The organism is Dyella sp. 2YAF14 (assembly GCF_052114725.1).
Classification (GTDB): domain Bacteria; phylum Pseudomonadota; class Gammaproteobacteria; order Xanthomonadales; family Rhodanobacteraceae; genus Dyella.
The window spans coordinates 50936-65979 of sequence record NZ_JBFRFH010000008.1 but is presented as its reverse complement, the minus strand read 5'-3'; the positions used below and the strand labels follow the sequence as shown (position 1 = coordinate 65979).

General features: G+C 64.0%; 12 protein-coding genes. 5 read left to right on the top strand and 7 right to left on the bottom strand.

Annotated elements, in window-relative coordinates; all coding sequences use genetic code 11:
- Positions 1 to 164 precede the first annotated feature (164 nt).
- Complete coding sequence (locus tag AB4Y82_RS13200) at positions 165 to 1562, bottom strand: serine hydrolase domain-containing protein (protein WP_441603629.1); 1398 nt, start codon at positions 1560 to 1562, stop codon at positions 165 to 167.
- A 247-nt stretch (positions 1563 to 1809) separates the two neighbouring features.
- Between AB4Y82_RS13200 and gnd the strand changes: the two genes are divergently transcribed.
- Positions 1810 to 2715, top strand: a complete 906-nt coding sequence (gene gnd / locus AB4Y82_RS13195) for a phosphogluconate dehydrogenase (NAD(+)-dependent, decarboxylating) (protein ID WP_441603628.1) — start codon at positions 1810 to 1812, stop codon at positions 2713 to 2715.
- Between the two features lie 24 nt (positions 2716 to 2739).
- On the opposite strand, the gene tkt is transcribed toward gnd, so the two are convergent.
- From tkt to AB4Y82_RS13165, 6 genes are all read right to left on the bottom strand, one after another.
- Complete coding sequence (gene tkt, locus AB4Y82_RS13190; RefSeq protein ID WP_441611377.1) at positions 2740 to 4788, bottom strand: transketolase; 2049 nt, start codon at positions 4786 to 4788, stop codon at positions 2740 to 2742.
- A gap of 50 nt (positions 4789 to 4838) precedes the next feature.
- Positions 4839 to 5921: a transaldolase gene (gene tal / locus AB4Y82_RS13185; RefSeq protein WP_441603626.1), complete on the bottom strand. Its 1083-nt coding sequence runs from the start codon at positions 5919 to 5921 to the stop codon at positions 4839 to 4841.
- A 3-nt stretch (positions 5922 to 5924) separates the two neighbouring features.
- A complete protein-coding gene (locus AB4Y82_RS13180; protein ID WP_441603625.1) occupies positions 5925 to 6653 on the bottom strand; it encodes an HAD family hydrolase in 729 nt (242 codons plus the stop codon).
- Complete coding sequence (zwf, locus tag AB4Y82_RS13175; protein ID WP_441603624.1) at positions 6647 to 8038, bottom strand: glucose-6-phosphate dehydrogenase; 1392 nt, start codon at positions 8036 to 8038, stop codon at positions 6647 to 6649. The genes AB4Y82_RS13180 and zwf overlap by 7 nt, the downstream gene beginning before the upstream one ends.
- Positions 8039 to 8178: 140 nt before the next feature.
- Positions 8179 to 8664: a RidA family protein gene (locus AB4Y82_RS13170; RefSeq protein ID WP_441603623.1), complete on the bottom strand. Its 486-nt coding sequence runs from the start codon at positions 8662 to 8664 to the stop codon at positions 8179 to 8181.
- Positions 8665 to 8730: 66 nt separating this feature from the next.
- Positions 8731 to 9369: a TetR/AcrR family transcriptional regulator gene (locus tag AB4Y82_RS13165; protein WP_441603622.1), complete on the bottom strand. Its 639-nt coding sequence runs from the start codon at positions 9367 to 9369 to the stop codon at positions 8731 to 8733.
- 112 nt (positions 9370 to 9481) lie between these two features.
- On the opposite strand from AB4Y82_RS13165, the gene AB4Y82_RS13160 reads away from it, so the two are divergent.
- The 4 genes from AB4Y82_RS13160 to AB4Y82_RS13145 all read left to right on the top strand — a co-directional run bounded on the left by AB4Y82_RS13160 (position 9482) and on the right by AB4Y82_RS13145 (position 14958).
- Complete coding sequence (locus AB4Y82_RS13160) at positions 9482 to 10924, top strand: MFS transporter (protein WP_441603621.1); 1443 nt, start codon at positions 9482 to 9484, stop codon at positions 10922 to 10924.
- Positions 10921 to 11370, top strand: coding sequence for a MarR family winged helix-turn-helix transcriptional regulator (locus AB4Y82_RS13155; RefSeq protein ID WP_441603620.1), 450 nt, complete (start codon positions 10921 to 10923; stop codon positions 11368 to 11370). The genes AB4Y82_RS13160 and AB4Y82_RS13155 overlap by 4 nt, the downstream gene beginning before the upstream one ends.
- A gap of 199 nt (positions 11371 to 11569) precedes the next feature.
- Complete coding sequence (locus tag AB4Y82_RS13150) at positions 11570 to 12625, top strand: glucokinase (protein WP_441603619.1); 1056 nt, start codon at positions 11570 to 11572, stop codon at positions 12623 to 12625.
- Positions 12622 to 14958: a beta-N-acetylhexosaminidase gene (locus AB4Y82_RS13145; RefSeq protein WP_441611375.1), complete on the top strand. Its 2337-nt coding sequence runs from the start codon at positions 12622 to 12624 to the stop codon at positions 14956 to 14958. Before AB4Y82_RS13150 ends, AB4Y82_RS13145 begins: the two co-directional genes overlap by 4 nt.
- The last annotated feature ends 86 nt before the right edge of the window (positions 14959 to 15044 follow it).

Here is a 15044-nt window from a genome sequence, read left to right as displayed (position 1 = left end):
GGTAGCACAGTTCTCCGGTCCGAGGGGTCGGATTTCTTGCGAATTTCCGTTGCCCTGAAAAGCGTTTTTGGCGGATGCAAATCGTCACATTTCTCTTAGACGAAAGTATGAAGCCGGACCCGAATAAACACGTCCGATCACACTTTCGTCACGCTGCCCTTCGGCTACGGATGGGCAGCGTTGACTGCATTGGCTATCCGCGGCATGGCCACGGCAGGCGCATCGCCGCCATCGAAATAATCCAGTCGCGTGACCTTGCCCGCGGCGTCGCGCACGGGCACGAAGTAACTGAGTTCGTCCGGCACGAAATAGAGCTTTCCATCCGCGGCGACCTGCATCGGCACCGCATGACGACCCGTGCGTTGGGCGTAGAGCTGGTGATCCTGGACCGACAGCGTCTGCGTGGTGGTGGCGTCGATGCGATACGCGCCTTCCAAGGCACTCAGCGCGGCATCGGTTGACGTCGCCGCCGCCGGCGTCACATAGGGCCGGCCCAGCGCGATGGCGGCCAGCCGGCGGCTCATGGTGCGGGCATCGAAATTGTCATCATTAGCCAGCACAATCACTGTCACATCTTGCTTCGGCAGGTACGCGACGGCGGAACAGAAGCCGTCGATCTGCCCGGTATGCCCAACCATCTCGCTTGCGCGCACGCGCCAGAGATACATGCCCATGCCGTAGGGATGCGCAGCGCCGGGCACGGCCGGCGTGATCATCATCTGGAAGTCCTGAGCGCTGATCACACGCCCATGCGTCAACGCACGCATCCAGCGCACCAGATCCTCCGCCGTGGCAACCAGGCCGCCTGCCGCTGCGGGGATGCTCATGCTGATAAACGAAGCATTCTTGACCTGGTGTGCCGGGTTGTCCGTCGTGTAGCCGGCAACGCGCCCTGGCATGACCACGGCATTGTCGCCATAGCGGATGTGTTGCAGACCCAAGGGCTCCAGCAAGAGGCGCGTCATGGCCGCATGCCAGGGTTCGCCCGTCACCTTCTCGATCACCGCTCCCAGCAGGATGTAACCACCGTTCGAGTACTGCTGCTGCGCGCCCGGCGCAAAGGTCGGCGTGCGCTTGCGGATTTCGTCCACCAGCGTGGCCGTATCCACATCGCGCTTCATGAAGCCGGGCTGCGGATCCTTGGTCTTGTCGGAAACGCCTGCGGTGTGATTCAACAGTTCCCGCAGCGTGATGTTGCCGGCATCGGGGAAGTCGGGAAGATAAGTGGCGAGCTTATTGTCCAGCGACAGCTTGCCCATCTCGGCAAGCTTGATCACCGTGGCGGCGGTGAACATCTTGGTGACCGACGCAATGCGGAACACCTGATCCGGATCGAGCGGCACGCCCAGTTCGATCTGGGCCAGCCCGGTCGCACCGCGAAACACGATGGCGTCGCCCTTGGCAATCACCGCCACTACACCTGGGCCGTTCTTGATCGATGCACTCTCCAGCGCCGCCTGCGCGGCTTTGGCCAGCGGAGTATCCGACGTGGGGGATGTGGTGGCCGTCGCCGTCAGCGAGAACACCAGGGCAAACACAGCCAGGCCGATACGCAAGCGCATTCCCGTCTCCATAGGGGCACCCGGACGCAGCATGCGTCCATCCACCAGCGCGCGAAGGTATGACACCGTGCCTCTGCCTCGCAACTGTTCCCGCACGATGACGACGCGGCTCAACTTCTTTCGATGGGTCGCGTCAGGCGCTCCTCAGCAGTGAGTTCGCCTTACTCTCACGCAGACTTGCCTGCAACGAGCGCAAAATGCAGGCTTGTCGCAACACTTTGTATCCCTATCGGGCTTAGGAAGACCAATGAAACTCGGCATGATCGGTTTGGGCAGGATGGGAGCCAATATGGCTCAGCGGCTGATGAAGGGCGGACATCAGATCGTCGGCTTCGATCCGCAAGAGGCAGCGCGCAAAGCGCTGGAAAGCAGCGGCGCGCAAACAGCCGAATCGCTTGCAGCGCTGGTTGCCGCCCTGCCCGCTCCGCGCACGCTGTGGCTGATGGTGCCCGCCGGCGACGTCACGGATGCCAGCCTCGACGCGCTGCTGCCGTTGCTCGCCGCAGGCGACACCATCATCGACGGCGGCAACTCCTACTACAAAGACACGTTGCGCCGCGCGCAGCGTTTCGCCGGGCATGCCATCGCCTATGTCGACTGCGGCACCAGCGGCGGCGTCTGGGGACTGGCCGAGGGTTACAGCCTGATGATCGGCGGCGATGAGGCAGCGGTAGAGCGTCTGCGTCCGATTTTCGAAGCGCTGGCACCTGCCAGGGATCAGGGTTGGGCGCGTGTCGGGCCGGTGGGTTCGGGCCACTTCACCAAGATGGTTCACAACGGCATCGAGTACGGCATGATGCAGGCGTATGCCGAAGGCTTCTCCATCCTGCGGCACAAGGCTGAATTCGAGCTCGACTTGCAGCAGGTCGCCGAGATCTGGCGCTATGGCAGCGTGGTGCGTTCATGGCTGCTCGATCTGACCGCCGACGCACTGAAAAAGAATCCCGATATGTCCGGCATCGCTCCCTACGTGGCCGATTCCGGCGAAGGCCGCTGGACGGTTGATGAAGCCATTGAGCTGAACGTGCCCGCGCCGGTCATCACCCAGTCGCTGATCGAGCGGCTGCGCTCGCGCGACAAGGATTCGTACACCGACAAACTGCTGTCGGCCATGCGCAACGAGTTTGGCGGTCATCCGATCAAGAAGGAATAACTCGCCAGCCGCCAGGCCCTGCCGCTATCGAGCGAGCAGGGCCTTGGCGCGTTGGCAGACCGCATCGACGGTGAAGCCGTATTCTTTCAGCAGCACTTCGGCGGGTGCGGATGCGCCGAAAGTCTCGATGCCCATCATGTCGCCGCGCGAACCCACGTAGCGCTCCCAACCTTGGGATATGCCCAGCTCCACGGCCAGTCGCGCCGTCACCGACGGCGGCAATACCTCGTCACGTTCGGCTTGCGGCAACGCCTCGAACAACTCCCAGCTCGGCATCGACACGCAGCGCACAGCGACGCCCTCTTCTTCCAGACGCTGGGCGGCCTCCACGATCAGGCCGACTTCCGAACCGCTGGCGATCAGGATCAGCTCGGGCTTTTTACCCGGTGTATCGAATAGCACATAGGCGCCGCGACGCAGCCCATCGGCGGATGCCATGCGCTCGCGATCCAGCGTGGGCACGTTTTGCCGGGTCAGCACCAACAGCACCGGACGGCCCTTCGTTTGCAGGGCCACACGCCAGGCGACCGCGGTTTCGTTGGCGTCGCCCGGGCGTATCAGCGTGAGATTGGGAATGGCGCGCAGCGCGGCGAGCTGCTCCACCGGCTGATGGGTCGGCCCGTCTTCGCCAAGCGCAATGCTGTCGTGCGTGAACACATGGATGACGTGCAGCTTCATCAGCGCCGCCAAACGCATCGGCGGACGCATGTAATCGGAGAAGATCAGGAAGGTGGCTCCAAACGGAATCGTGCCGCCATGCGCTGCCAGTCCGTTGACGATGGCGCCCATCGCATGTTCGCGCACGCCGAAATGCAGATTGCGGCCTTGGAAACTCCAGCCCGACACATCGGAACCCTGCAGATCCCCGCCCTTTGACGCGGGCGGATTGAAGTCGCCCAGGCCCTTCATGGCAGTCTTGGTGGAGGGATTCAGATCCGCTGAGCCGCCGGTAAAAGCAGGCACTTTGGCGGCAAACGCATTCATCACCTTGCTAGATGCGTCACGTGTCGCCATGCCCTTGGCATCGGCGGGAAACACCGGGATATCCGCGTCCCAACCGTCGGCCAGTTCGCCGCGCAGGCTGCGTTGCACTTCATCATGGAGATCGGGGAACGCCTTCGCATACGCCTGTATCCGATCGTCCCACGCCGTTTCAAGTTCTGCTCCGCGCGGCAGCGCCTTGCGGAAATGGGCGAGCGCATCCTCCGGCACGTAGAAGTCCGGCTCTAGCGGCCAGCCGAGATTCTCTTTCGTCCGGCGCACGCTTTCCGCGCCCAGCGGCGAGCCATGCGCCTCGAACGTATCCTGCTTTGGCGAACCATAACCGAGGCTGGTGCGCACCAGGATCAAGGTGGGTCGCGTGGCTTTGGCGCGCGCCGTCTCCAGCGCCGCATCGATCGCCACCAGATCGTTGCCGTCGGTCACGGCGATGGTGTGCCAGCCATACGCATCGAAACGCTGCCGCACGTCTTCGGTAAACGTCATGTCGGTGGCGGCGGACAGCGTCATCGCATTCTGGTCATACAGGCAGATCAGCTTGCCCAGCCGCAGATGCCCCGCCAGCGATGCGGCTTCCGAAGCCACGCCTTCCATCAGATCGCCATCGCTCACGATGGCATAGGTGTGGTGATCGATCACCGCATGCTGCGGACGGTTGTAGCGCGCCGCCATCTGCGCCTCCGCCATCGCCATGCCCACCGCATTGGCCAGACCCTGCCCCAACGGCCCCGTGGTGGTCTCCACGCCGGGCGTGTCGCCGCGCTCGGGATGTCCGGGCGTCTTGCTGTGCCATTGGCGGAACTGCTTGATGTCGTCGAGCGATACGTCGTAACCGGTGGCGTAGAGCAGGCTGTAAAGCAAGGCTGAGCCATGACCTGCGGACAGCACAAAGCGGTCGCGATCAAACCACTCCGGGTTGGCCGGGTTATGCCGGAGCCAGCGTGTCCACAACACATAAGCCATCGGCGCCGCATCGAGCGGCAGGCCGGGATGCCCGCTATTGGCCTTCTGCACCATGTCGACCGACAGGAAGCGCAGCGTGTTGATGCCTTTCAGATCGAGCTCATCGGTCATGCGGGTCACCTGTGGGAGTGCGTACCAGACTGCTGAAACAGCGCGTGGACTTATGCCTTGGCCAACTGTGCGCTCTTGTCGGTGATGCGCTGGAGCAATTGCTTCCACGACGTTACGAAGGCCGCCGCGCCTTCCTGCTGCAGCTGTTTTGCCAGCGCGTCGAGATCGATACCGGCATCGGCAAAACGCTTGAGAATGACGTCCGCGTCCCCGCCATGCTCGGGCAACACGCCCGTCACTGCGCCATGCGTGGCGAAGGCCCACAGGGTTTTCTCGGGCATGGTGTCGACCGTATCCGGTGCTGCCAGTGCCTCGATGTAGAGCGTGTCGGACACGCTGGGATCCTTGGTTCCCGTGCTCGCCCATAGCAGACGCTGCGGACGCGCGCCCGCTTGGGCGAGCTTCTGCCAGCGCGACGAGGCCAACAGCTCGCGATAGGCGCGATAGGTCTGCTTGCCTACCGCTATGCCCAATGTGTTGCGCAAATCCTGCGGAACCTTGTCCTTCACCGCAACATCCCAGCGGCTCACGAACAGCGAAGCCACCGAGCCAACATGAGGATCCAACCCAGCTTCGATGCGACGCTCGACGCCGCGCAGGTAAGCCTCTGCCGCAGCCAGATACTGATCGCGAGAAAACAGCAAGGTCACATTGATCGGTATGCCTGCAAAGATCGCTTCCTCGATCGCCGGGATGCCTTCCGGCGTGCCGGGTATCTTCACGAAGAGATTGGGCCGATCGGCCTTTTTGAAGATGTCCCGCGCCGCCTGGATGCTGGCCTGCGTATCGAAGGCCAGCAAAGGCGACACCTCCATCGATACCCACCCGTCGACATGCTGGCTGGACTGGAACACGGGCTGGAACAGATCCGCGGCGCGACGAAGATCTTCCAGCGCCAACTCGACGAACAGGCTTTCGCCAGCTGCACCGTTGCGTGCCTTCTCGCGTATGCCGTCGTCGTAGGCATCGCCATCGCCGATCGCGGCATTGAAGATCGAGGGATTGGAGGTAAGGCCGGTGACTGACAACTCGTCGATGTAGCGGCGCAAGGTACCGTTGTCGAGGATGTCGCGGGTGATGTTGTCCAGCCAGAGGCTCTGGCCGAGGGCGTGCAGTTGTGCGGTGGCTTTCATGATTCAGTCCGGTGCTGCGGCGTGCGGCGCCTGTTCAAGACGAGTCTGGCCGGCGGGCTCGCCCATGGGAAAATCGGACGAGGTCAGGCTGACCAGATCGGCAATGTGCATCACGGTCTTGTCGGGCATGGGATCGATCACCAGATGCTCCGCTTCGCGCGCGTAATGCCCCTGGTTCACGAAGATGGTGGTGATATGCGCGCCAAAAATGCGCTTCATCGCCGCCAGCAGCTGCGGCTTGTCGTCGACCATCACATAATGCGTGGCCGGAAACGCGCGCTGGATGGCTTCAGTCATGCGCTCCTTGTGCACATACACCAGCACCCTGCCCTCCACCGCCGCCCCCAGGCCGGAGTGCGCGATCTTGCGCGGCTGGAAGACGATGTCGCCATCGGACAGGATCACTGTCGAGCCCAGGGTGCCCATGTGTGCGAGTGCGTCCAGCGCGCCGGGAAACACCTTCTCGGCGAACGGATAGTCGAGCAGGAAGTTGGAGAGCGGCACCAGGCCCGGGTGGTACTCATGGCCCAGCCGGAATTGCTGCAGCGCGCCCAGATAATCGGCAAAGCCGAGCTCGTCGCGCAGCTTGTTGTAGATGGACCAATAGCGCTCGCGCTCCATCGCGCCAAAATCGCGATCGAGCCGTGCGGTGAGATCGGCGGCAAAGCCGTCGTTGTCGAGCAAGGTGTTGTCGACGTCAAGCAAGAACACCAGTGATGTAGCAGTCAGCACGGACGTGTTTCCTCCGGTTTGGGATCATGCCAACCGCCGTCGTCGGCGGTCAGCGTATTGGCTGCGGCCGGGCCCCAGCTGCCGGGCGCATATTCGTGCACCGGGTCGGTGTGATCGAGCACGGGATCGACGACGGCCCATGCCGCCTCCACGCTGGCATCGCTGGTGAACTGCGAGCCGTCGCCGCGCATCGCGTCACCCAGCAGGCGCTGGTAGGCCGATTGCTCGTGCACTGAGCGATGGCGCGCGACCAGCTCGACCGGTTCACCGCGCATTGCTTCGCCGGCCCGCTTCACGCGGGCACCGGTGGAGATGACGACGTCGGGGCTGAGGCGAAAGCGGAAGTAGTTGGAGTTCTGCACGGGCGAGCCGTCGAACACGGCCAGCGGCGGCTGCTTCAAGGTGACCATGACTTCGCACGCCGTCACCGGCAGGCACTTGCCGGCGCGGATATAGAACGGCACGCCCGACCAGCGCCAGGTATCGATATGCAGGCGCAGCGCCGCGTAGGTTTCCACCTGAGAGTCGGCTGCCACGCCCTTTTCGTCGCGATAGCCGCGGAACTGGCCGCGTACCACCTGGGCAGGATCGAGCGGCCGCATCGCCTGAAAGAGCCGCTGCTTCTCCGAGCGCATCGCAGCCGCCTCGTGCCCCACCGGCGCTTCCATCGCCAGCAGCGCGGTCACCTGCAGCAGATGGTTCTGCACGACGTCGCGCAAGGCACCGGCTTCGTCATAGAAACTGCCGCGGCCCTGGATGCCGAAGTTCTCCGCCATGGTGATCTGCACGTTGTCGATGTACGTGCGATTCCACACCGGTTCCAGGAAGGCATTGGCAAAGCGGAAGTACAGCAGATTCTGCACCGCCTCCTTGCCCAGGTAGTGATCGATCCGAAAGATGCTGGCTTCGGGAAAGACCTCATGCAGCGTCAGGTTCAATCGTCTGGCCGAAGCCAGGTCGCGGCCGAACGGCTTCTCGATGACGATGCGCGCATTCTCGGCGCAGCCTGAGCTCGCCAGGCCCTGCACTACGGTATCGAACATGGTTGGCGGTATCGCCATGTAATGAATCGGGTGCATGGCCTCGCCCAAGGCCTGCTTCAGGCGGGCGTACGTCGATGGGTCCTGGTAGTCGCCGTCGATGTATTGCAGCCTGGCCGAAAGCTTTTCGAACGCCGCTGCGTCGAAGTGGCCGTGCTGCTGCAAGCTGTCTTTTGCGCGGTCGCGCAATTGCTCCAGCGTGTAGTGTCCATACGCCACGCCGATGATGGGCATGTCCATCTCGCCCGCCTGGACCAACGCCTGCAGCGCCGGAAAGATCATCTTGTAAGCGAGGTCGCCCGTGGCACCAAAAAATACGAACGCATCCGAACGCGAACCACTCATGTGACTTGCCGACTCCCAAAGCCTCAGGAGCCCACGGCGGTCGGCGCCCTGGGCAGGATCCCCACCCTGACGCACGGCGCGTTAAATTCAGGCATGGACGACATGCGATTGATGTGATGTCGCCCGCGGGTTCTTGCGCCTCAAGGATGCAGCGATAGCTCACCCTCGATTTCCACCGGGATATTGAACGGAAGCTCGGCCATGCCGACGGCGCTGCGCGTATGCGCGCCACCCTCCGCTCCATACAAGGCGAGGATCAGGTCGGAGAAGCCATTGATGACCTGCGGCTGCTGGATGAATCCGGGCGCGGAGTTGACCATGCCAAGCACCCGATGCCACTGCTGGACGCGGTCCAGATCGCCGATGCTGCGTTTGAGACTGGCCAGGATGGAGAGCGCCACCAGTCGCGCCGCCTGATAGCCCTCACTCACCGAAAGCTCGCTGCCCAGCTTGCCGAATGGGCCCGTCATCTGACCATCCGCGCCTTGCGGACCGTGGCCGGAAATCAGCACGCGCGTGCCGTGCACCTGCACGAATTGGAACGGCAGGCTCAGGCCGCTCGGCACTTCAAACGGCGGCGGCAGGCTCAGGCCCAAGCTGGCCAGACGATCTTCGATCTCGCTCATGGCGTTCTCTGTGACGGTGCCGTATCAGCTGAAGCATCCGATCCTATAACGAATGCACGATCCGCCTCAGGACAACCCTCGCTGCAGCAACGACAGCACATGCTGGGTGCGCCGCGCCGTGGAAGCCGCAGGCGCGCCGGAGGTCGCCTGCCACAATGGCGCGCCTGCTGCCGGAACCAGGGTCAGGCCCAGCAGCGTCATCACCATCTCGGTGGGATCGAGCGCGGGATTGAGCTCGCCATCGCGCTGCGCGTCGACAAAACGCGTGGTGACCAGTGGTGCTGCCGCCGACAATCGGGCCACCGCCAACTCGCGCAGCGCACCGCCCTCGCAGAGGACTTCCCGCACCCAGAGCGCGGGATACCAGGGATGGGCCTCGACCAGTTCGCCGATGCCGGTCACGAAGGCGGCCGCGAATTGCTGGATATCGCCCTCTACCCCAAACAGATGCAGGAAAAACTGCGACAACACCGGGGCGATGCGCTCATCGAATACGGCCTCGACCACCTCGGCCTTGTTGCCGAAGTAGTAGCTGAGCAAGGCCGCGTTGACGCCGGCATCGGCGGCGATGGAACGCACGGACGTCGCCGTCACGCCGGAGGCGGCAAAGCTTTTCAACGCGACATCCAGCAGGTGTTCGCGCAATTCCGGGTTGTCCACCCTGGGGCGTCCCGCACCGCGCGCTGAGGCCTTCGGCTTGGCCATAAGGCACCTAATTCATCTATTGATGAATATCTTGATCACCTGATGAAGCAAACGCAAGCACCGGCAAAAACCCTGGATTGACCGTCAACCATTGTTAACTCACAATAGTTGCATGAATACAACCATCAACGACGCACGGCGTGCGCAGACCCACCCCAACCTGATCCTCGCCATCTGTTGCCTCAGCCTGCTGATGGTGGCGATGGACGCCACCATCGTAAACGTCGCCCTGCCCGCGATCCGGCGCGACTTGGGCGCGTCGGTCTCGGGTCTGCAATGGGTGATCGATGCCTACACCATGGTGGTGGCCAGTCTGCTGATGCTGGCGGGCTCGATGGCCGATCGCTTCGGTCGTCGACGCGTATTCCAGTCGGGCATGGCGCTGTTCGTGCTCGGCTCGCTGCTGTGCAGTGTTGCGCCGGATATCCACGGCCTGGTCGCGTTTCGCATCGTGCAGGCCCTGGGCGCCACGATGCTCAATCCGGTCGCCATGTCGATCATCGCCAATACCTTCCACGAACCCAAGGCGCGCGCACGCGCCATCGGCATCTGGGGTGCGGTTGCCGGCATCTCGATGGCACTGGGTCCGGTGATCGGCGGCGCGCTGACGGAAACCATTGGCTGGCGCTCGATCTTCTGGGTGAACCTGCCGGTGGGCGCCGCGGCGATGGTGCTGGCGTCGCGCTATATCCCGGAATCCAGGGCGCCTCGTCCGCGTCGCGTCGATCCGGTGGGACAGCTGCTGGTGTTCACCATCCTGGCCACGGTGACTTATGCCGTGATCGAAGGCCCGCATGAGGGTTGGGGCTCAACCACCATCGTTGGCCTGTTCGCCGCGGCCGCGTTGTCGCTGATCGCCTTGCTGGTCTACGAACCGCGACGCCACGAACCGCTGATCGACGTGCGCTTCTTTCGCAGTGCTCCTTTCAGCAGCGCCACCTTGATCGCCGTATGCAGTTTTTCCGCGTTCTCCGGCTTCCTGTTTCTCAATGCGCTGTACCTGCAGGAAGTGCGTGGACTATCGGCCTTCCATACCGGTTTGTGCACGCTGCCGCTCGCGCTGGCGACAGTACTGTGCTCTCCGCTGTCCGGCCGGCTGGTGGGCACGTATGGCACGCGTCCCTCACTGCTCGTTTCCGGCGCGGCCACCGTGATCAGTGCGCTGATGATGACCCAGCTCACCGCCACCACGCCGATAGCGGTGTTGTTGTTGACCTATGTGATCTTTGGCATCGGTTTCGGCATGGTCAATGCGCCCATCACCAACACGGCTGTGTCCGGCATGCCCAAGGCGCAATCCGGTCTCGCTGCGGCCGTGGCTTCCACCAGCAGGCAAGTGGGTGCATCGCTGGGCGTGGCACTCGCGGGTACGATCCTGGGGATGCATGTGCACCAGGGCTTCGCCGAGGCCACGCATCCCTTCTGGTGGCTGATCACGGGTGCGGGTTTCACCGTGCTGCTTCTGGCCTGGCTGTCGAACACGCGCTGGGCGCACGACACGACGCGCCACGCGGCCCACTTGCTGGAAGAAGCCCCTGCCGGAGCCGCTGCATGATCCGACCCACCAACAGCCCTACCGAAGCCGACGCCGTCTGGCAGCTGATGGTTGGCATGGTGTGGGAAACGCGCGGCGTGCGTGGCGAGTGGCGCCGCAAGGTGAGCGAGATCAGCGGACTCCCTTTCAGCCGCATCCGCATCCTGTGGCGGCTGGTGGATGCTCCGATGACCTTGCGCCAGATCGCGGATGACACCGGCATGGATGCGCCGGCCGCCACCGTGGCGGTGAACGATCTGGAAGATCGCGGCCTCGTCGAACGCCACCCTCACCCCGAGAATCGCCGGGCAAAACTGGTGTCGATCACGCGCGCCGGAAAACAGGTTGTGGAGCTGGTCAACCGCACCGTGCAGGACGATGCTCCCGCGGGATTCCAGCAACTTTCCAAGACTGACCTGGCTCATTTGCGGCGCATTCTGGAACGGCTCAATCGCAGCGAAAGCTAGCGTTTTTCAGCTAGTCCGGCTGAGCTCATCAACCCTCCGCCGCGTCCTGCCAACTCCCTGCGTGCCGCGCCAGCAACGCCGTTTCCCACCCCTCCAGCATGCCTCCAGGCATTTTTCCCACCATGCTGCGCCACCGCTTGACACCGGTGTCAATTACGTTACAGGCTGATAACAGTTCCACTGCGAGGGGCGGCTGGACGTGGCAAACGAGCATACGGATCGACTGGCGGGGATACCGGCGGTGCCGTTTCTGGCGGCCGATATCGGCGGCACGCATGCGCGTGTCGCGCTGATGCGCGCCGGTCCGGGCGGCATTCGCGGGGTGGAGACGCTCGCCTACCGCGTCTATGCCTGCGCGGACTTCCCCGTGCTGTCAGACCTGCTGCAAGCCTTTGTCGACGCCGAGGTGCATGCCCCGGTCAAGCACTGCGTGCTCGCTTGCGCGGGCCAGATCATGGGCAACGAGGTGGTCAACGACAACCTGCCCTGGCCCATCCACCTGACCCAGCTGCATCAGGCCCTGGGCCTGGACGAGGTGGCCGTACTCAACGACTTCGAAGCCCTGGCCTATGCGCTCGATGGTTCGCTCGCCGAAGGCGGCCGCCATCTGTGCGGGCCCGACGCGCACGCCAGCGGAACGACCCTGGTGATCGGACCGGGCACCGGCCTTGGCGCGGCGGTGCATGTTCCCGGCCCGGTCGGCGGCCTGGTGCTGGCGACAGAAGCCGGCCAGATGGATTTCGCGCCGAACGCGGTGCGCGAGCGCGAGGTGCTCGCGACGCTGGCGCCAGAAGGCGGCTATGTGCCGTTTGAACACATCGTGTCTGGCCCGGGCCTGCTGTCGCTCTACGTCGCCTTGTGCACCTTGGATGGCGTGGCGCCGACGCTGGCTGCACCCGAGGCCATCACCACCGCGGCGCTTGCGCACAGCGACGCACAAGCGGTGGAGGCGGTGGAGATTTTCTGTGCCTCGCTGGGCAGTTTTGCCGGCAATCTGGCGATGGCCTTCATGGCCAGCGGCGGCGTGTATCTGGCCGGCGGCTTCCTGTCGTCCATCTTCGAGCTGCTCAAGCGCAGCGCGTTCGAGGAACGATTCCTGCACGGCCGCAGTGCGCGTGCGCTGCTGTCGCAAGTACCGGTGTGGGTCACCGAGCACGGCCACCATGGCGTGCATGGCGCGGCCCAGTGGTACCTCAGGCGTGGCATGTCGGACGCCGCAGCTCCGCGGCGGGCTGCGACAGGTGGTGGCGCATGAGCCGCGTCGCGACGGCGAACATCCTCTGCTGCCTGGCCATCGCATGGATGGCGGCAACGAGCGCGGCCGTCGCCGCGCCTGTCGTTTCCAGCTGGTCATTGTTGCCGCAGCCGGCGAAGGCCAGCCCTGCAGGCTCGGGCGCGGTGGACATCGCCGATGGTGCCGTGGTGCTGGTGCGCGGTGAAGAACGGCAACAAGTGCAGTCCATCGCCGATCGCTTCCTGCAACAGGTGGCCGCAACCAACGGATTGCACCTGCGCATGGCGACGTCGGACGCAGCGCATCCCGCGATCGCATTCGATGTGAATCCGCATGCCGATGTTGCCGACGAATCCGGTTACCGCATCACCGTGGACAACGGCGGCATCGTGGTCACGTCACGAACGGCGCGCGGCGCGTTTTACGGCAGTGTCACCCTGGGTCAATTGCTGACGCCATCGGGATGGGCGCGTGGCGCCCCGGTCAAAGTGGCCAGCGGCGTGATCGACGATCACCCGCGCTTCGCCTGGCGCGCCCTGCTGCTCGACTCGGGGCGGCACTACCAGAGCGTGGCCGAGATCAAGCAGCTGATCGACTGGATGTCGCTGCACAAGTTGAACGTGTTGCTGTGGCACTTCACCGAAGACCAGGGCTGGCGCCTGGAAATCACCAAGTATCCCGAGCTCACCAAAATCGGCGCCTGCCGCAAAGCCGTGGGCCTCGACAGCGAATTGACCGGCTCCGCCGAGCAGCCCTACTGCGGCTACTACACGCAGGACCAGGCGCGCGAGATCGTGCGCTACGCCGCCGAACGCTTTGTCGATGTGGTGCCGGAAATCGACCTGCCCGGCCATTCGCAGGCTGCCGTCGCGACGTATCCGTGGCTAGGCGTCACCGGCAAGCGACCGGACGTGTGGACCGACTGGGGCGTCAGCCCGTGGCTGCTCAAGCCCGATGCAAAGACCCTGCAGTTTGTCGATGACGTGCTCGACGAGGTCATGCAGCTGTTCCCTTCGCGCTACATCTCCATCGGTGGCGACGAAGCGGACAAGCAGCAGTGGAACGCATCGCCCGAAGTGCGCGCGCAGATGCACAAGCTGGGCCTGGCGAACATGGACCAGCTGCAGGGCTGGTTTATCCAGCAGGTCGCCGCGCATCTGGTCGAGCACGGGCGCACGCCGGTCGGCTGGGATGACCAGCTGGCCACCGGCGAGAAGCTGCCGGCCTCGGAAGTGGTGATGTCATGGCATGGCGATCACAACGAACGCGTGGCGCTTACGGCCATCCGGCAAGGTCACAACGTGATCATGACGCCGCAGGAATCGCTGTACCTCGATCATGTTCAGTCCGATCTGCCTGATGAATGGCCGGGTCCGCCTCCCGCAGCAACGTTGCGGCAGGCCTATGACACGATCGTGATTCCGAAGGGCGCGAGCGCGACTGAGGCGAAGCGCATCATCGGTGTGCAGGTGAGCCTGTGGGCTGAGCAGATGCCCACCTTCGCCCACGACCAACATGCCATCTTCCCACGCATCGCCGCGTTGGCGGAACTGGGCTGGTCGCCCGCAAGCACGCACGACTGGAACAGCTTTCTGCAGCGCCTGCCGGCAGAACTGGCGCGTTATCGCGCGCTCGGCATTGCGTATGCCGACAGCGCATTTGCACCTGCTTTCCAGGTGACCGCCGCGGCCAACGGCGCATTCCGCGTCGAGCTGTCCAATCAGGTGCAGTTCGGCACGATCCGTTACACGACGGACGGCTCCGACCCGACCGCTCAATCCGCAGCCTATGCGAAACCACTCACACTGCCGGCAAACACGAACCTGCGCGCCGCAACCTTCGCGGCGGACGGCTTCGAACTTGCCGCGCCGCGCGCGCAGGCGCTGGATGCATCCACCCTGCTGAGCCGCGACGGCAGCGCGCTCGCCACCTGTTCCAGGCAGCCGGCCTCGCGCCTCGACGGCAGCAAGCCGGCGCAGGGAACAAGGCCGGTCTATTCCGTCGATATCGGCAACGCGTGCTGGCTATGGCCACAAGCGCCGCTGGCTGGCGCCAAGCAGGTCTCGCTCATCGTCGAGCGCATCAGCTGGCGTTTCGGCGATGAGGCCAAAGACGCGGTGATGCGCCAGAAGATCAGCGCCGCGGGTGAAATCGAGATCCATGCCGACACGTGCACGGGTCCGCTGTTGGCTCGCCTGCCGCTGCAGAGCGCGGCGCAGGCAACCGGACAAGTTCGTCTTGATGAAAAGCTTGCCACGCCGGCGGGGGCCGGCGTTCGCAACGTATGCGTTTTCGCCACCGGCGATCCACGCGATGGACAGTGGGCGCTGGCGCGTATCGCGTTTTCGAAGTGAGCAGTAAGCGGGGCATCCGCCCCGTGCCGTAGCACTGAGCATTGGCTTTGGCTGGGGAGCCAAAGTCGGGGACAACGAAAGATGGC

What these genes read in the sequence shown, in the direction of transcription:
- AB4Y82_RS13200 (WP_441603629.1), bottom strand. Translation starts at nt 1,562, where the DNA reads ATGCGCTTGCGTATCGGCCTGGCTGTGTTTGCCCTGGTGTTCTCGCTG.
- gnd (WP_441603628.1), top strand. Translation starts at nt 1,810, where the DNA reads ATGAAACTCGGCATGATCGGTTTGGGCAGGATGGGAGCCAATATGGCT.
- tkt (WP_441611377.1), bottom strand. Translation starts at nt 4,788, where the DNA reads ATGACCGATGAGCTCGATCTGAAAGGCATCAACACGCTGCGCTTCCTG.
- tal (WP_441603626.1), bottom strand. Translation starts at nt 5,921, where the DNA reads ATGAAAGCCACCGCACAACTGCACGCCCTCGGCCAGAGCCTCTGGCTG.
- zwf (WP_441603624.1), bottom strand. Translation starts at nt 8,038, where the DNA reads ATGAGTGGTTCGCGTTCGGATGCGTTCGTATTTTTTGGTGCCACGGGC.
- AB4Y82_RS13170 (WP_441603623.1), bottom strand. Translation starts at nt 8,664, where the DNA reads ATGAGCGAGATCGAAGATCGTCTGGCCAGCTTGGGCCTGAGCCTGCCG.
- AB4Y82_RS13165 (WP_441603622.1), bottom strand. Translation starts at nt 9,369, where the DNA reads ATGGCCAAGCCGAAGGCCTCAGCGCGCGGTGCGGGACGCCCCAGGGTG.
- AB4Y82_RS13160 (WP_441603621.1), top strand. Translation starts at nt 9,482, where the DNA reads ATGAATACAACCATCAACGACGCACGGCGTGCGCAGACCCACCCCAAC.
- AB4Y82_RS13155 (WP_441603620.1), top strand. Translation starts at nt 10,921, where the DNA reads ATGATCCGACCCACCAACAGCCCTACCGAAGCCGACGCCGTCTGGCAG.
- AB4Y82_RS13145 (WP_441611375.1), top strand. Translation starts at nt 12,622, where the DNA reads ATGAGCCGCGTCGCGACGGCGAACATCCTCTGCTGCCTGGCCATCGCA.